This window comes from Rheinheimera sp. F8 (assembly GCF_001518915.1).
On record NZ_CP013656.1, the window covers coordinates 2,263,212 to 2,279,766 of the forward strand.

Sequence of the window (16,555 nt, forward strand, 5' to 3'; positions counted from 1 at the left end):
TAAGGTTTGGCACTTGGCGCTTTTGCGATAGTATCGCTACTAACCTTTTATACGTGAACAATCGCCATTGGATGACTAATGACTGATAAATCTGCGCGCTGGCCGCGCCAACTTCCATACATTATTGCCAGTGAGGCCTGTGAACGCTTCAGTTTTTACGGTATGCGCAATATTCTGACGCCGTTTTTGATGACAGCGTTGCTGCTGTCGGTGCCGGAACAATTCCGCGCTGGTGAAGCCAAAGACATTTTCCACTCCTTTGTCATCGGTGTGTATTTTTTTCCGCTGCTGGGCGGATATCTGGCCGACAAATTCCTCGGTAAATACCGCACTATTTTGTACCTAAGTATTCTGTACTGTATTGGCCACGCTTTTCTGGCGATGTTTGAGACCAACAAAGAAGGTTTTTATGCCGGTCTGTTTTTAATTGCTTTAGGCTCCGGCGGCATCAAACCGCTGGTGTCGGCTTTTATGGGCGACCAATTTGACCAGTCGAATAAACATCTGGCCCGCAAAGCTTTTGACTGGTTTTATTTCACCATCAACTTCGGTTCGTTTTTCGCGTCATTATCGATGCCGCTGGTGCTGAAACACTATGGCGCCGCATGGGCTTTTGGTTTGCCTGGCGCGCTGATGGCGCTGGCCACGTTGTTTTTTTGGCTTGGACGCAGCCGCTACGTGCACGTTGCGCCGGAACCGGATAATCCGCATAGCTTTTTGCAGGTGGTGAAAACAGCGCTGTTAAGTAAACAGGCTGGTCACGCAGATAAAGGCTTGTATCTGGCCTGTACCGGTGTGGCGCTCGCGTTATTTTCGCTGTCACAAACACCTAATTTAGGATTTGTTGCGGCTTTCTGTCTGGCTTTAGTTTTTATGATTGGTTTTGGCGGAGGTGGTGCCGCCTTGCAGCTTGAGCGTGCGCGTGGGGTCCATCCGGATGACGCAGTGGATGGGGTACGAGTGGTATTGCGGGTATTAGTGCTGTTTGCGCTGGTCACGCCATTCTGGTCTTTGTTTGATCAAAAAGCTTCGACCTGGGTATTACAGGCAAATCTGATGAGCCGGCCTGAGTGGTTTGAACCGGCGATGATGCAGGCGCTGAATCCGTTGTTGGTGATGATCCTGATCCCGTTTAATAACTTTGTGCTTTATCCGCTATTGGAACGATCTGGCTTAAAAATCACGGCATTACGCCGGATGGGGGCGGGGATTGCTTTCTCCGGTTTTGCCTGGATAGTGGCGGGCAGCCTGCAGGTTTGGCTGGATAATGGTCATATTGTCAGTATTTTATGGCAGATGCTGCCGTATGCCTTGCTGACCTTTGGTGAGGTGTTGGTCTCTGCGACCGGGCTGGAATTTGCCTATAGCCAGGCGCCGGCCGCGATGAAAGGCATTATCACGGCATTTTGGCAGCTATCGGTCACGATCGGTAACCTGTGGGTGTTGGTGGCCAATAATAGTATCCGCAGCGAAGCTGTGTTATCGCATGTCGACAGTACAGGTCTTAGTCAGACGGCGTTTTTGATGTACTTCTTTGCGGCTTTTGCGCTGCTGGCTGCCAGTGTATTCGCGTTATATGCAAGGCGCTATCAGCTGGTCGATAACTATCGGGCGGCGGGTTAAGCTGCGCCTTGTGCCTATAAAAAAAGCCCGCAGCGCGGGCTTTTTTTTGGCAGAAAACTAATCAGACGTTAAACAAGAAGTGCATCACGTCACCGTCTTTACAGACGTAAGTTTTGCCTTCAACTTTTAATTTCCCGGCTTCTTTGGCACCGGCTTCACCGTTACAAGCGATAAAGTCGTCAAATGACACCACTTGGGCGCGGATGAAACCGCGTTCGAAGTCGGTGTGGATCACGCCGGCAGCTTGTGGTGCGGTGGCACCAACCGGAATAGTCCAGGCGCGCACTTCTTTCACACCAGCGGTGAAATAGGTGTGCAGATTCAATAATGAATAACCGCCGCGGATCACCCGGTTTAAACCAGGTTCATTTAAGCCCATTGATTCTAAGAATTCGGCTTTTTCGTCATCTTCCAGTTCAGAGATTTCTGATTCAATGGCGGCGCAAACCGGCACGACAATAGCGCCTTCTTTGGCGGCAATTTCGCGCACAACATCGAGGTGTGGGTTATTTTCAAAACCATCTTCCAGCACGTTGGCGATGTACATGGTTGGTTTGATGGTCAGGAAATTCATGTAAGAAATCAGCGCTTTTTCTTCTGGCGACAGCTCCAGCTGGCGCAGCGTCAGGCCTGATTCTAAGTGAGCTTTCACCTTTTCCAGCACTTCAATTTCAGCTTTGGCGTCTTTGTCACCGGCTTTGGCTTTTTTGCTGACGCGGAAAATGGCTTTTTCTGCGCTATCCATATCGGCCAGCACTAATTCCATATTGATGGTATCGATGTCGTCAGCCGGGTCGACTTTGTTGGCAACGTGGATCACGTTTTCATCTTCAAAACAGCGCACGACGTGGCCGATGGCGTCGGTTTCGCGGATGTTGGCCAGGAACTTGTTACCAAGACCTTCGCCTTTAGATGCGCCTTTGACCAGACCTGCGATATCAACAAATTCCATTGTGGTTGGCAGGATACGTTGTGGTTTGACGATGTCAGCCAGTTGCGTCAGACGCGGATCCGGCACAGGCACCACGCCGGTATTCGGTTCAATGGTACAAAACGGGAAGTTCGCCGCTTCGATACCCGCTTTGGTCAGCGCGTTAAACAGTGTAGATTTACCGACGTTGGGTAAACCAACGATGCCACATTTAAAACCCATGGAAATATCCTCAGTGCTGAGCCGGCGCCAAGATAGCGCAGCCGCTGTTACCAGACCCTCAGGTCGTGGCGATAAAACTGTGTAAACGATGCTGGGCTTTGACGAGGCCGTCTTTTTGCCACAGCTCAAGGCAACGCAACGATTCGTCGAGCGCGTCCTCTATCAATTTTTGCTCTGCTTGCGGGGCTTTGCCCAACACGTATCCGGTGACGAGGTCTTTATGACCTGGATGGCCGATACCTAAACGCAGGCGGTAAAAATTGGCATTATTGCCCAATTTACTGGTGATGTCTTTTAAACCATTGTGACCGGCATGACCGCCACCGAGCTTAAATTTGGCTACGCCCGGTGCTATCGCCATTTCGTCGTGCGCGACCAGAATATGCTCTGGAGCGACTTTAAAAAACTGCGCCATTGCTGCAACAGCTTTTCCACTTAAATTCATATAAGTGGTGGGGATTAACAACTTGATTTCCTGCCCGGCTAACAGGAATTTCCCTGTCAGGCCAAAATATTTCGGGTCGGCTTTTAACGGTACGTTATAGCGGCGGGCCAGTTGTTCAACAAACCATTGGCCGGCATTGTGGCGGGTTTTTTCATATTCGGGGCCTGGATTACCCAGGCCCACGATAAGCTGAACAAAGTCAGACATTACTCAGCAGTTTCTTCCGCTTTACCAGCTGGTTTGTTTACAGAAACAACCGCCTGGTCATGGCCAGCGCCTTTAGCCAGTTCAGCGATAGTCACGCCGGCTGGAACTTTCAGGTCTGACAGGTGCAGAGTTACGCCAACTTCAACGTCTGCCAGGTCAACTTCAATGAATTCTGGCAGGTTAGCTGGCAGAACTGTGATAGCAACTTCGTTGATGTGGTGAGCAACGATACCACCTTTTTTACCAGCAGCAGCTTCGTTAACGAAGTGCAGAGGTACTACAGTGTGCAGCTCGTGGCCAGCTTCAACGCGTTGGAAGTCAACGTGCATGACTTTTGGCTTGAACGGGTGACGTTGCATGGCTTTAACGATTGCTTTTACTTCTTCACCGCCGACATTGATAGTCAGGATGTGCGTGTAAAAACCTTCGTTGGCTTGTGCCTGGATCAGTTTGTTGTGGTCCAGAGTCACTGACAGAGGCGCTTGGTGGCCACCGTAAATGATTGCAGGAACTTTGTCCGCGTGACGCAGGCGGCGGCTCGCACCTTTCCCCAGGTCGTTACGGATTTCGGCATTTAACGTGTAAATGGCTTCAGACATTTGGATCTCCAAAAATTAAGAACGCCGGTTTCCGCGACCAGAAAACCAGCTCAGATTTTTTTCTCACCAGAAAAACGCAAGGCGCTCTGGCGGAAAAAAGCGCGACATAATAGCACCGGCCCCAGGTTCAGGCAAACAAAAAAGCCGCTCTGGGAGCGGCTTTTATCAACACTGTCGACTGTTAGTCAAACATCGAAGAAATCGATTCTTCGTTGCTGATACGGCGGATACATTCCGCCATCATTTCACTCAGCGTCAGCTGTTTCACTTTGCTCACGGCCTGCATGGCCGGCGACAGTGGAATAGTGTCGGTGATGATCAGTTCATCAATTACTGAGTTGGCGATGTTTTCTGCGGCATTACCCGAGAACACCGGGTGCGTAGCATAAGCAAACACACGGCGGGCGCCTTGTTCTTTTAACGCTTCTGCCGCTTTACACAGGGTACCACCGGTGTCGATCATGTCGTCGACGATGATACAGTCGCGGTCTTTGACGTCACCGATAATGTGCATCACTTGCGCCACGTTGGCTTTTGGCCGGCGTTTGTCGATGATGGCGAGGTCGGCATCGTTCAGCAGTTTGGCAATAGCACGGGCACGCACCACACCACCGATATCCGGAGACACCACGACTGGCGCCTGGAACTCACGCTTACGCATATCATCCAGCAGCACTGGTGAGGCGAAAACGTTGTCGACCGGGACGTCGAAGAAACCCTGGATTTGTTCAGCATGCAGGTCAACGGTCAATACACGGTCAACACCGACGCTCGACAGGAAATCTGCCACGACTTTCGCCGTGATAGGCACCCGGGCAGAGCGGACACGACGGTCCTGGCGGGCATAACCAAAATACGGGATCACCGCAGTGATACGACCGGCAGAAGCGCGGCGCAGCGCATCGACCATCACGATCAGTTCAATCAGGTTATCGTTGGTCGGGGCGCAGGTGGACTGGATAATAAAAACGTCCGATCCACGGACGTTTTCATTAATCTGAACGCTGACTTCTCCATCGCTGAAACGGCCAACTTCGGCATCGCCGAGCTTGATGTACAGGCGGCTGGCGATTTTTCTGGCGAGTTCTGGTACGGCGTTACCAGCGAATATCTTCATGTCGGGCACGGTAGGATCCTCAGGGATTGCTCCGGTTAAAATCTGAAATCAGCACCCGGCAGCAAAAGGGCGCTGATCCCTCGTCATACGGCATGTCGTAACGCAGTCAGCAGCGGCGACTGGTTGAGCCCCCGGGCGACAAATCCGCGGCAATTAGCCGGCAGGTCAGCCAGGGCGCGACGAGCACTGAGTTCATCGGCGAATTCAGCGAAAACACTGGCACCAGTACCCGTCATTCGAGACGGCGCGTATTCTACCAACCACTGTAAGGTTATTGCAACCTGCGGACAGAGACGTTCAACCAGTGGCTGACAGTCATTTCGCCACGGACTGGTCATTAAATCTGCCAGCGTCAGTGCTTTACTGTCGCGAATTAAATCCGGATGGGTAAATACCGCAGCGGTTGAGACGTGCGCATCCGGTGTCACCACTAAGTACCAGCAGTCTGCTAACTCAACCGGCTGCAGCTGCTCGCCAACGCCTTCAGCAAAGGCGGTCTGACCAAACACAAACACCGGCACATCTGCCCCGAGTTTTAAGCCGATATCGGCAAGCTGCTGTGTTGACAAGCCCAGCTGCCACAAGACATTTAACGCGTGCAGCGTGGTTGCCGCATCAGACGAGCCGCCCCCCAGACCTCCGCCCATCGGCGTGCATTTTTCTAAAAAAATGTCGATACCGGCATCGGGGGCGGCGAATGGTCGCAGCAGCTGGGCGGCGCGTACGACCAGATTGTCACTACCAGCAATGCTGATATCTGAGCAGCGAAAATCGATAGTACCGCTTTGGTTGGCGCGAAAACTCAGCTCATCCCCCACGTCCAGCATGCGAAACAGCGTTTGCAGATTGTGGTAGCCGTCCGCGCGCCGCCCGGTGATATGCAAAAATAAATTCAGTTTGGCCGGCGCCGGTAAAATCAGCGTGCTATTGATAAAAGTGCCTGTCATGGCTGCCACTCCCGGATCACCAGCTTGATGCGGGTTTCGCCGGATTGCAGCTGCATTTTGCGTGGCAGTGCTTTGGCGTCAGGGAAAAAATCACTGTAACTGACCTGCCATTGCCGCGCGCGGCTGTCAGTCAGAGTAAAACTGGTCAGCCGGCCCATGCCGTCGCGTTGTAAATTTTCACTGCTGGGGCCAGGCAGGCCTTTGAGCCACAACTGCATCTCTTCAATCGGCAAAGACCAGCCGGATAAATAATCCAGTAAAGCACCGGCAGACATGGCCTGATGCGTCTGACCATCGACTTTGACTGTCGCACCTTGTTGATGAGTTTCCAGTTCAAACACGGTCAGACCCAGGAAGTTGGTCATGGATGCCTGATAATATTCGCCGTGTTGTTGCCAGTTCAGTGTGCCACTGACATTTTCCCCGGGTGCTTTGACGCCCAGAGCCGCCACCACTTTAAATTCGGTCAGCGCATCCAGCGCCTGTTCGCGTTCAGCGGCGGGGAGTGGGCGTGAAACTTGGGGTGTCGGCTGGCTGGCGCAGCCGGTTAACAGTAGGCCCAGCAAACAGCTGGCCCAGAGATTTTGCTTTAAAAACACAGTTTTTCCTGCTTTAAAGTGATGTGCCGGACCTGCAAGCTTATGCAGCAGGCTTTTCAGCGTCCGTGGATTTTCGTACAATCCGCCCTTTATCCGGTACTCTGGCAATATCCTGCCAAAGTTTCCTTACTTATTTTCAGGTGAATCGCTATTTTTGCACTTGGCATCAATCACAAAACTGCGCCGGTCGCCCTGCGTGAGCAACTGGCGTTTGCGCCAGAGCAAGTCGCTGATGCGCTGCTGGATCTGACTGCCAAAACGGCGGTGACTGATGCTGTGATCGTATCCACCTGCAACAGAACTGAATTGTATTTTAGCGGCAGCAGCGAACAATCGAAACAAGTGATTGACTGGCTGGCACAATTTCATCAGCTGAACCGGCAGGAAGTCGAGCCGCATCTGTATCTGCATAGCGCGGATGCCGCCTCGACCCACCTGATGCGCGTCGCTTGCGGTTTGGATTCACTGGTGCTTGGTGAGCCGCAAATTCTTGGTCAGGTTAAGCAGGCTTATAGTCAGTCGCGTCAGTTGGGTACTATTCAGCCGGTGTTTGAACGGCTATTCCAGAAAACCTTTGCGGTGGCCAAGCAGGTGCGAACCGACACTGAAATTGGCGCCAGTGCAGTGTCGGTAGCTTTTGCTGCGGTGACGCTGGCCCGGCAGATCTTCGGCAAACTCAATGATGTCAAAGTGTTACTGATTGGCGCCGGTGAAACGATTGAATTGGTTGCCAAACATTTGCTGGAGCAAGGTGCGGCACACCTGACGGTGGCAAATCGCTCTTATGACAGAGCCGCCGGGTTGGCGGCACAGTTTAACGGTCAGGCGATTAGCCTGGCGCAAGTGCCGCAAGCGCTGGTCGATGCCGATGTGGTGATCAGCTCCACCGCCAGTACTTTGCCGATTGTCGGCAAAGGCATGGTGGAGCAGGCGTTAAAAAAACGCCGGCACAAGCCGATGTTTCTGGTCGATTTAGCGGTGCCACGTGATATCGAAGCACAGGTAGCAGAGCTTGAAGATGCGTATCTGTATACCGTCGATGACTTACAGAATATCGTTGCGCAGAATATGCAGTCCCGCCAGGCGGCCGCTGAGCAGGCCGAACAGATGATTGCGGTTGGCGTGGCAGATTTCAGTCAATGGCTGGCGCTGCAGGGCAATGTCGACTGGGTGCGGGATTACCGCGAACGCTGTGACGCAGTGAAGCAGGAATTATTACAACGGGCGCTGAATCAGCTCGCCAGCGGCCAGAGTGCCGATAAGGTGATGACTGAATTAGCGACTAAACTCAGCAACAGGTTAATGCATGCGCCAACCCGGACTATCCGGCAGTTGCTGCAAGATGACACTACTCAACCCCAAACATTGATCAACACGCTGTTAGATGTGTAGTTGGATGTTTAATCAGGTATTTATTGTTCCATGAAAGAATCGGTATATCGCAAACTCGAAGGTCTGGTCGAGCGTTATGAAGAAGTGCAGGCGCTGTTAAGCGACGCTGCCGTGATCTCTGATCAGAATAAATTCCGCGAGTTATCCCGCGAATATAGTCAGCTGGAGCCGATCGCCCAGCATTTTGCGCTGTATTGTCAGGCGCAGGACGACTTGCAAAGCGCCGAAGAAATGTTAAAAGACGCCGATCCGGATATGCGGGAGATGGCGCAGGAAGAATTTAAATCGGGTAAAGAACGGATTGAAGTCCTCGACCAGGAATTACAAATCCTGCTGTTGCCGAAAGATCCGAACGATAACAACAACTGTTTTCTTGAGATCCGCGCTGGTGCCGGTGGCGATGAAGCCGCGATTTTTGCCGGTGATTTATTCCGCATGTACAGCCGTTATTGTGAAAAGCGCCGCTTTAAAACTGAGATCATCAGTTTTAACGACGGTGAACATGGCGGCTATAAAGAAATTATCGTCAGTGTGCAGGGCGACGGCGCTTATGGTGTGCTGAAGTTCGAATCCGGTGGTCACCGTGTGCAGCGCGTCCCTGCCACCGAATCACAAGGCCGGGTGCATACCTCGGCCTGTACAGTCGCGATTATGCCGGAAGTGCCGGAAAGTGAAGCCATTGAAATCAATCCGGCCGATTTAAAAGTTGATACGTTCCGCGCTTCCGGGGCCGGTGGTCAACACGTTAACCGGACCGATTCTGCGATCCGTATTACGCACTTGCCAACCGGTATTGTGGTGGAATGTCAGGACGAGCGTTCGCAGCATAAAAACCGCGCGCGCGCCATGGCGGTGCTGCAGTCGCGTATTCAGGCGGCTGAAGATGAAAAACACCGGCTGGCGGAAGAGTCGACACGCCGGTTACTGGTGGGGTCGGGCGATCGTTCTGAACGTATTCGTACCTATAACTTCCCGCAAGGCCGTTTGACCGATCACCGTATCAATCTGACCATCTATAAACTGCTGGATGTGATGGAAGGTGATCTGGATCCGGTATTAGGTCCGCTTAGCCATGAATATCAGGCCGACCAGCTGGCCGCACTGGCCGAGGAAAACCGCTGATGTTATTGCGTCAGTGGCTGCAGCAGGCAGAAAACGCGCTGCAGGCGCTGGCGCAGCAAGACCCGCACGCCACCGATCTCGCTTTTGAAGCCACCCGGCTCTGGGCCGATGTGCTGGATAAAAATCCGGCCAGTGAGCGGCTGTTTCTGGAACAACCGCTGAGCGACGCCGAACTGAGCCGCTTAAATGCTGCGTTACAGCGACGCGCCAGTGGCGAGCCTCTCGCCTATATCACCGGGCGTTGGTGGTTCTGGGATCTGGAACTCGAAGTTGCCCCTTGTACATTGATCCCAAGACCGGATACAGAGCTATTGGTTGAGCAAGCTCTGGCGCTGCCGTTGCCGCCAGAAGCTACAGTGTTGGATATGGGTACCGGAACCGGCGCCATTGCGCTGACGCTGGCGTCGCAGCGGCCTGACTGGCAAGTCACGGCTGTCGACTTTTCGCCGGACGCCGTTGCACTGGCGGAGCGCAATCGCAGTCGCCTAAAGCTGGTCAATGCGAGTGTCGTGCAAAGTGACTGGTATCAGGCTGTGGCCGGCAAACGATTTGATCTGATCATTTCAAACCCGCCTTATATCGACGGCTCGGACCCACATCTGCAACAAGGGGATGTACGCTATGAACCGCTCAGTGCGCTGGTCGCAGCTGATGACGGCCTTGCTGATATCCGGTTAATTTGCGCCAAAGCGCCGGCACATTTGCAGCCTGGCGGTTGGCTCTGGCTTGAACATGGTCATCAGCAGCACAACGCGGTACAACAAATCCTTACGGATGCCGGTTTTATCGCGGTGCAATCACGCCGTGATTATGGCGGCAACTGGCGTATCAGCGGCGGTAGTCGGCCGGACTGATCTGCAGCTCATCGCGCCACGTAAACACTCCATCACTTCCACGACTAATTTGCGGCGATCTTTTTGACCGCGCTGCGATTAGCGCATATAACTATTTCTGTTCATTACTAAAATAATTAATTCATCTCAATCACTTAAGCTGAAGGTCGCACAGAGATCAGCTTAAGCAGACAGAAGCTCAAGAGGGAACAAGCGTGGCGAATGATTTTTTATTTGCGGATGAGCCGGAAGATCAGGCGCCGCAACATAACGGCAGCTGGAAAATTCTGATCGTCGACGATGAGCCGGAAGTGCACGCCGTGACGAAACTGGCGCTCAGTGATTTTGCCTTTCAGGGCAAAAATCTGGAGTTTTTCAGTGCTTATTCCGGCACTGAAGCGAAGAAACTGATTGAAACCCACCACGATGCAGCCATTATTCTGTTGGATGTGGTGATGGAATCTGATGACGCCGGGCTGATTGTGGCGCGTTACATCCGTGAAGAACTGCACAACCATTATGTCCGCATTATCCTGCGTACCGGACAACCGGGACAGGCGCCGGAACGCCAGGTGATTGTCAATTACGACATCAACGACTACAAATCCAAGACCGAACTGACCGCACAAAAACTCTTTACCGTGATTATGTCGAGCCTGCGCTCGTACCGCGATATTCTGTCGATCGACAACAGCCGGCGCGGTCTGGAGAAAATCATCACGGCCTCTGCCGATTTGTTTTCCTCGCACTCGATGGAACAGTTCATCGATGGCGTCCTGCAGCAACTGACTTCTATTTTGGGCTGCGATGACAATGCGCTGCTGGTCACTTCGTCACTGGTTGCCGGTAACATTCACGAAAATACCGATCCGGACCAATTGGTGGTGTTTGCCGGTCTCGGTGAGTTTGAGCATCAGGAAGGCCGTGCTGTGTCGGATGTGCTGGACCATACGCTGATGGATGCTTTCCATCAGGCGCTCAGAAGCCGCAGTATTGTGTATCGCGAAAACTATCTGGTGGCCTACTGCACCAGTAAATTCACCCATGGTTCGTTGTTATATGTCTCGGGGCTGCCGAATCAGGTCAATGAAACGCAAAAACGGCTGATTGAGCTGTTTTCGCAAAACGTGCAAATTGCCTATGAAAACGTGCAGTTGCAGCATGAAATTGAAGATACTCAACGCGAGATTGTTTACCGGCTCAGTGAGGCCGTTGAACAACGCTCAATAGAAACTGGCAATCATGTCAAACGCGTCGCGTTTATTTGCTACGAACTGGCCGTGGCTTATGGCTTACCGGGTGATGAAGCAGAAAAACTGATGTTTGCCTCGCCATTGCATGATGTTGGCAAAGTGGGTATCCCGGATGGCATCCTGAATAAACCGATGAAACTGGCTGAGCACGAGTGGGAAGTGATGAAAACCCATTCCAGCATCGGTTACGAGATCTTAAAAAACTCCAAGCGTGCCATTATTCAGGCGGGGGCGGTGATCGCCCGTGATCATCATGAAAAATGGGATGGCAGTGGTTACCCGGCCGGCAAACGTGGCGAGGAAATTCATGTCTACGGCCGTATTGCGGCAGTCGCTGATGTGTATGATGCGTTGCGGCACCGCCGCTGTTATAAATCCCCCTGGACTGCCGAAGCAACGCTGGCGCACATTGAAAGCGAAGCGGGGCGCCAGTTTGACCCACGTCTGGTGGAGATCCTGAAAAGCCGCATCGATAAAATTGAGGCGATTTTGACTAAGTATCCGGACGAGGAATAAAGCCGATACGCTGCTGACAAAGCCACCTTCTGGTGGCTTTGTTGCTGATAAGCATGGACGATCTGGCGATGAACATGCAAAATGCGTTTTTCTTCAGCCAATCCATTGATTGTGCGTCGTTCCCATGCGTCTGCTCAATCTGATCCCGGAGTAAAATCTAATGTACATGGCATTAAAACATACCCATCTGTTATTGGTTGCCCTCAGTGTGTCGTTGTTATTTATTCGGTTTGTCCTGAGCCTGCGTGACTCCGCATTGTTGCAGAAAAAACTGTTTAAAATAGTGCCACATGTCATTGATACCTTTTTGTTGTTATCTGCTGTTGGTCTGATGCTGACCATTCAGCAATATCCATTTGTCACGCCGTGGCTGACTGAAAAATTTATCGGTTTACTGGCCTACATCGCCCTTGGCGTGATGGCGTTAAAAGGCCGGACCAAAGCGCTGCGGGTGTTCGCGTTTTTCGGCGCTCTGGGCTGGTTGGCACTGATGGTGCGCGTGGCAATCACTAAGACTCCGGTGTTATTTGGTTAAGTTTGGACTTGTATCCGGCTGCAGCAGTCGGTCGTATTATTGAAGGAGGCCCCCGTGGCGTCGATGAATATTCAGATTGGTAAGCTGGAAGTTGCCAACGATAAACCTTTTGTATTGTTTGGTGGTATGAACGTACTGGAATCGCGTGACATGGCACTGCAGGTGGCAGAGCACTATGTCAGAGTCTGTGAAAAACTCGGTATTCCGTATGTGTTTAAAGCGTCTTTTGATAAAGCCAACCGGTCGTCAGTACATTCTTACCGTGGCCCTGGCCTCGAAGAGGGGTTGCGGATTTTTGAAGAAATTAAACGCACTTTTAATATTCCGCTGATCACGGACGTACATGAACCCTACCAGGCCGCTCCGGTGGCAGAAGTGGTTGATGTGATCCAGTTGCCTGCGTTTCTGGCACGTCAAACCGATCTGGTCGTGGCCATGGCCAATACCGGTGCGGTGATCAATGTGAAGAAGCCACAATTCCTGGCTCCGCATGAAATGCGCCATATCATCACTAAGTTTGCCGAAGCCGGTAATGACAAAGTGATCCTGTGTGAACGTGGTTCGTGCTTTGGCTATAACAACCTGGTTGTTGACATGCTGGGTATGGACGAAATGAAGCAATATGGTCCGGTGATTTTTGACGCGACCCATGCGCTGCAAAAACCAGGCGGTCGCACCGATTCAGCCGATGGTCGTCGCGCACAGGCGGCGCAGCTGGCACGCTCTGGCATGGCCCTGGGTCTGGCCGGTCTGTTTATCGAAGCGCATCCGGATCCAAATCAGGCCAAATGCGATGGTCCTTGCGCGTTACCGCTGGCGAAGTTAGAAGATTATCTGCAACAAATGCAGGCGTTGGACCAATTGGTGAAATCTTTTGCACCGCTGGATACATCTGCCAATTAAGCGATACGCCTTAACCGTGACAAACGCTGCAGCGCGATGCTCAGCGTTTGTAGCGTTCCTGCACATACACCACCACTTGCTGATAACTCTGTTGTAACCCGTCCGCCAATGCGCTCAATTCGGGCCAGTATGGCTGTTCTGCCCGCTGTTCCAGCTGAAATGCCAATTCCGACAATGCTAAAGCACCCACACTCTTGGCCATCGATTTTAACTGATGGGCCAGGCTGCGACAGACGTCTGCCTGTTGCAATTGTCGGGCGTCCTTTAGTTGCATCAGTAAATCGGCGGCATGACTGACAAAATAATTCAGATATTGTTGATGTTTCGCCGGATCCGGCCCCAGAAAATTGGCGATAGTGGTAAAACAAATTGGGCTGACCTCCGCGGCTTCCGGTACCGCCGGCATGTTCTGGACTATGGCTGGTTGCGGCTCAGGCGCTTCAGGCGCAACGAGCGGCAGCCAACGCTGCAGCACCGCATGCAGTTTGGCCAGTTCGACCGGTTTGGTCAGATAGTCATCCATACCAACACTGAGGCATTTTTGCGCCTCACCTTTGAGGGCATTGGCGGTAATGGCAACAATGCGGGTAAATACAATGTCTTCATCATCATATTGCGCGGCTTCTTTGCGGATCGCCCGGGCCAAATCATAACCGCTGAGGTTTGGCATATGCAGATCGGTCAGCAGCAGGGGGTAACGATATTGCCGCCATTTATCCAGCGCGATTTGACCGTCGTCGGCCACTTCGACCCGATAACCCAACGTTTGTATCTGTTCGACCAATACCTTTTGATTCATCGGATTGTCTTCTGCCAATAACAACAACGGCGCATTTTCGCCTGCGACGGCCGGGCCGCTGTCCAGTGTCTGCGGAAATTGCGACGTCGGTTTGTTGCTGAGCTGCCCCTGTAGTTTTAACAATGCTGTCGCCAGGCTGCTGCGACAGAGCGGATTGAGCTCCAACACCTCGCTGCCGGCTGGTGCACTGCGCAGCGAGGATTCCGCGGCGACCAGTAACAAAGTCGGCACAGGTAGCGGTACAGGTAACTGCTGAAGTGCACTTTCCGGCGACTGACTGCAATCCAGTACAACCAGATCTGCCTCCTGCTGCGATGACCACAATTCTGCCGGACCGACCAACACCGGTGTCGCACCAAAAGATGCCAGATACCGCTGCAGCAGTTCCTGCTGTGCGCTGTCGTCGCTGCAAATCAACACCCGCTGATTCAGCAGATCGGGTTGTTGGCGCGGGATGTCTTCTTCGGCGTGGCGCATCGGTATCAACACACTGAATTCACTGCCTTTACCAATCACACTCTGGACTTCAATCCGGCCAAACATCAGTTCCGTCAGATGCTGACAAATCGACAGACCAAGGCCGGTGCCGCCATATTTACGCGTGATTGAGCCTTCTGCCTGCAAAAATGGCTGGAATAACTGATTCAGCTGACGAGGGGTCATGCCTTTGCCGTTATCTGTTACCGAAATTCGGATCTGGCAAAACTCCATATTATCGTCGATTAGTTCAGCCCTGATGTGCACCTTGCCACGTTGTCCCGGTAAGGTTTCAGTGAATTTAATTGCATTGCCGGTCAGGTTATAAAGGATCTGCCGCAGACGCACCGGATCACCGAGCAGACTTTCCGGGATGGCAGGGTCAACAAAAATACTGAGCTGCAGCTGGCGCTGTAATGCGACAGTGAACATCACTTGGGCGACAGCTTCCACCACTTCGTTCAGCGACAATGGAATGTGCTCGATTTCCATTTTGCCGGCTTCGATTTTGGAAAAATCCAGAATGTCATCAAGAATGCGTAACAACGCAAAGGCCGATTCACGCACCGTATTGGTCAGGCGGAACTGATTGCTGTTCAACATCGTATTTCGGAGTAAATCGACGGTACCGATGATGCCATTCATCGGAGTCCGGATCTCATGACTCATCGTGGCGAGAAAAGTCGATTTCGCTTCATTCGCCCGTTCTGCACTGATTTTGGCGCTGGCGAGCGCTTCGGTGCGCTGCAGGATCTTGTCATCCAGTTCGTGTTGTAACAGGGAGCAATCGGCTTTCGCTTTTTCCAATAGCAGTTGTTGTTCGCGGCAATGTTGTAACAGCAAGTGCATTGGATGTTCCAGTGCCTGCAAACTATCCGGCACAGGCAGTACCAAATCAAACTGCTGCCTGCCAATACAGAGCAGTAATGAGTCGATCAGTTGTTGCTGCTGCTGTTGCAGACGACGCTCGAATAAACGCATCGGCACAGCCCCTAACAATATCAACAGGCAAGCACCAGCCGCCGCCAGTAACAACCAGAGCTGCCAGTCGGTCTGGAGCTGCCGCACCACCAGGATCAGTTCCCCTTGTGGTACTGATTGACGCGCAAGCTGCAATTCCGCAGTCAGGGCTTCAGGATGCAACGGATTAAAACCTGCGAGGCCAGGGGTATGCGCCAGTACTTTTTGGTTGGGGCCAAGCAGGTACAAGGCTTGTTGCTGCGGTGCAGCCAGCAGGTTCATCAGCCGCTGATTCGCTTGTTCCAACGGCATGGTTGCAATGTTAGCCGGCAACAACTGACTCATTAACTGCAGCTGATGCTGCAATTGCAGCCGTTGTCCATTCTCGTGCTGATGTTGTTGATACCAGGACTGGCACCAGAGCGCACTGAACAATAAACAACTGCCAACAGCCAATAGCCAGATGAGAAACAGCGGCGTTTTAAAGCTTGATTGCGGCATATGGATGGGTACGGGTAGATGGAAGTTCTTTCATTTTAATCAGTATTTTCTAATTATCTGAGAACTTTCAGAAAATTTGCGACCTAAGCAGGCTGGGTTCAAAATCAGCCATGCCTGTATTCGTCGTCATTGACTGAAAATATGCTGATAGTTTCAGCAGAATAGCCGGAATTGGTCAATCCATAAGCGGTTAGCAGGCTCTTGCCAAAAAAAAGTTGACTTGATCCGGCAAAATCCGTTTAATACCCCCCGTTGCCCAGATAGCTCAGTCGGTAGAGCAGCGGATTGAAAATCCGCGTGTCGGTGGTTCGATTCCGCCTCTGGGCACCACAAATTTTTAGTGTCTTGATTTTCCTCATCAATTCGCTACACAAGCAAAAACCGTTTCGCTTGAGATATGCCGCTTTAGCTCAGTTGGTAGAGCAACTGACTTGTAATCAGTAGGTCATCCGTTCGACTCGGATAAGCGGCACCATTCAAGACCAGTTTTGCCCAGATAGCTCAGTCGGTAGAGCAGCGGATTGAAAATCCGCGTGTCGGTGGTTCGATTCCGCCTCTGGGCACCAAAACAACA

The 16,555-nt window shown here is 52.1% G+C and carries 14 protein-coding genes and 3 tRNA genes; 10 read left to right on the forward strand and 7 right to left on the reverse strand.

Features of this window, described 5'->3' with window-relative positions; all coding sequences use genetic code 11:
• Positions 1-78: 78 nt before the first annotated feature.
• Positions 79-1,623: an oligopeptide:H+ symporter gene (locus ATY27_RS10120; protein ID WP_208930548.1), complete on the forward strand. Its 1,545-nt coding sequence runs from the start codon at positions 79-81 to the stop codon at positions 1,621-1,623.
• Positions 1,624-1,684: 61 nt separating this feature from the next.
• Here the strand turns inward: ATY27_RS10120 and ychF are convergent, their stop codons facing one another.
• The 6 genes from ychF to lolB form a co-directional block, all read right to left on the reverse strand.
• On the reverse strand, positions 1,685-2,776 hold the full coding sequence (gene ychF, locus ATY27_RS10125) for a redox-regulated ATPase YchF (RefSeq protein WP_208930549.1): 1,092 nt from the start codon (positions 2,774-2,776) through the stop codon (positions 1,685-1,687).
• A 58-nt stretch (positions 2,777-2,834) separates the two neighbouring features.
• A complete protein-coding gene (gene pth, locus ATY27_RS10130; RefSeq protein ID WP_208930550.1) occupies positions 2,835-3,428 on the reverse strand; it encodes an aminoacyl-tRNA hydrolase in 594 nt (197 codons plus the stop codon).
• Positions 3,428-4,027: a 50S ribosomal protein L25/general stress protein Ctc gene (locus ATY27_RS10135; RefSeq protein ID WP_208930551.1), complete on the reverse strand. Its 600-nt coding sequence runs from the start codon at positions 4,025-4,027 to the stop codon at positions 3,428-3,430. The genes pth and ATY27_RS10135 overlap by 1 nt, the downstream gene beginning before the upstream one ends.
• 181 nt (positions 4,028-4,208) lie before the next feature.
• Entirely contained in the window at positions 4,209-5,144 is a 936-nt protein-coding gene (locus tag ATY27_RS10140) for a ribose-phosphate pyrophosphokinase (protein WP_106388982.1), read from the reverse strand.
• An 83-nt stretch (positions 5,145-5,227) separates the two neighbouring features.
• Positions 5,228-6,091 (reverse strand): 4-(cytidine 5'-diphospho)-2-C-methyl-D-erythritol kinase, encoded by an 864-nt coding sequence (gene ispE / locus ATY27_RS10145; protein ID WP_208930552.1) that lies wholly within the window; start codon positions 6,089-6,091, stop codon positions 5,228-5,230.
• Positions 6,088-6,690 carry a lipoprotein insertase outer membrane protein LolB gene (gene lolB / locus ATY27_RS10150; RefSeq protein ID WP_208930553.1) on the reverse strand — a complete coding sequence of 201 codons (603 nt, stop codon included), beginning with the start codon at positions 6,688-6,690 and terminating at the stop codon, positions 6,088-6,090. Before lolB ends, ispE begins: the two co-directional genes overlap by 4 nt.
• Before the next feature lie 150 nt (positions 6,691-6,840).
• Here lolB and hemA point away from each other — a divergent pair, with 150 nt between their 5' ends.
• The 6 genes from hemA to kdsA all read left to right on the forward strand — a co-directional run bounded on the left by hemA (position 6,841) and on the right by kdsA (position 13,244).
• Positions 6,841-8,082, forward strand: coding sequence for a glutamyl-tRNA reductase (hemA, locus tag ATY27_RS10155; protein WP_347876421.1), 1,242 nt, complete (start codon positions 6,841-6,843; stop codon positions 8,080-8,082).
• A gap of 30 nt (positions 8,083-8,112) precedes the next feature.
• Positions 8,113-9,204, forward strand: coding sequence for a peptide chain release factor 1 (gene prfA / locus ATY27_RS10160; RefSeq protein WP_208930554.1), 1,092 nt, complete (start codon positions 8,113-8,115; stop codon positions 9,202-9,204).
• Positions 9,204-10,058: a peptide chain release factor N(5)-glutamine methyltransferase gene (gene prmC / locus ATY27_RS10165; RefSeq protein ID WP_208930555.1), complete on the forward strand. Its 855-nt coding sequence runs from the start codon at positions 9,204-9,206 to the stop codon at positions 10,056-10,058. Before prfA ends, prmC begins: the two co-directional genes overlap by 1 nt.
• 194 nt (positions 10,059-10,252) lie before the next feature.
• Positions 10,253-11,806: a DUF3369 domain-containing protein gene (locus ATY27_RS10170; protein ID WP_208930556.1), complete on the forward strand. Its 1,554-nt coding sequence runs from the start codon at positions 10,253-10,255 to the stop codon at positions 11,804-11,806.
• 160 nt (positions 11,807-11,966) lie between these two features.
• Positions 11,967-12,341 carry a SirB2 family protein gene (locus ATY27_RS10175; RefSeq protein ID WP_208930557.1) on the forward strand — a complete coding sequence of 125 codons (375 nt, stop codon included), beginning with the start codon at positions 11,967-11,969 and terminating at the stop codon, positions 12,339-12,341.
• A gap of 63 nt (positions 12,342-12,404) precedes the next feature.
• Positions 12,405-13,244: a 3-deoxy-8-phosphooctulonate synthase gene (kdsA, locus tag ATY27_RS10180; RefSeq protein ID WP_208933478.1), complete on the forward strand. Its 840-nt coding sequence runs from the start codon at positions 12,405-12,407 to the stop codon at positions 13,242-13,244.
• Positions 13,245-13,284: 40 nt separating this feature from the next.
• On the opposite strand, the gene ATY27_RS10185 is transcribed toward kdsA, so the two are convergent.
• The gene (locus ATY27_RS10185) at positions 13,285-15,981 is read right to left on the reverse strand and encodes an ATP-binding protein (RefSeq protein WP_208930558.1); all 2,697 of its coding nucleotides are present in this window, start codon (positions 15,979-15,981) and stop codon (positions 13,285-13,287) included.
• A 254-nt stretch (positions 15,982-16,235) separates the two neighbouring features.
• On the opposite strand from ATY27_RS10185, the gene ATY27_RS10190 reads away from it, so the two are divergent.
• The 3 genes from ATY27_RS10190 to ATY27_RS10200 all read left to right on the forward strand — a co-directional run bounded on the left by ATY27_RS10190 (position 16,236) and on the right by ATY27_RS10200 (position 16,547).
• Positions 16,236-16,311: transfer RNA gene (locus ATY27_RS10190), tRNA-Phe, on the forward strand.
• Between the two features lie 69 nt (positions 16,312-16,380).
• Positions 16,381-16,456 (forward strand) — tRNA-Thr (locus ATY27_RS10195).
• Positions 16,457-16,471: 15 nt separating this feature from the next.
• Positions 16,472-16,547: transfer RNA gene (locus ATY27_RS10200), tRNA-Phe, on the forward strand.
• Positions 16,548-16,555 lie beyond the last annotated feature (8 nt).

Bases quoted from the DNA above. Each gene is read 5' to 3' on its own strand.
- pth (WP_208930550.1), bottom strand. From the start codon at position 3,428: ATGTCTGACTTTGTTCAGCTTATCGTGGGCCTGGGTAATCCAGGCCCC.
- prmC (WP_208930555.1), top strand. From the start codon at position 9,204: ATGTTATTGCGTCAGTGGCTGCAGCAGGCAGAAAACGCGCTGCAGGCG.
- ATY27_RS10120 (WP_208930548.1), top strand. From the start codon at position 79: ATGACTGATAAATCTGCGCGCTGGCCGCGCCAACTTCCATACATTATT.
- ispE (WP_208930552.1), bottom strand. From the start codon at position 6,091: ATGACAGGCACTTTTATCAATAGCACGCTGATTTTACCGGCGCCGGCC.
- kdsA (WP_208933478.1), top strand. From the start codon at position 12,405: ATGAATATTCAGATTGGTAAGCTGGAAGTTGCCAACGATAAACCTTTT.
- ATY27_RS10175 (WP_208930557.1), top strand. From the start codon at position 11,967: ATGTACATGGCATTAAAACATACCCATCTGTTATTGGTTGCCCTCAGT.
- ATY27_RS10140 (WP_106388982.1), bottom strand. From the start codon at position 5,144: ATGAAGATATTCGCTGGTAACGCCGTACCAGAACTCGCCAGAAAAATC.
- ychF (WP_208930549.1), bottom strand. From the start codon at position 2,776: ATGGGTTTTAAATGTGGCATCGTTGGTTTACCCAACGTCGGTAAATCT.
- prfA (WP_208930554.1), top strand. From the start codon at position 8,113: ATGAAAGAATCGGTATATCGCAAACTCGAAGGTCTGGTCGAGCGTTAT.
- ATY27_RS10135 (WP_208930551.1), bottom strand. From the start codon at position 4,027: ATGTCTGAAGCCATTTACACGTTAAATGCCGAAATCCGTAACGACCTG.
- ATY27_RS10185 (WP_208930558.1), bottom strand. From the start codon at position 15,981: ATGCCGCAATCAAGCTTTAAAACGCCGCTGTTTCTCATCTGGCTATTG.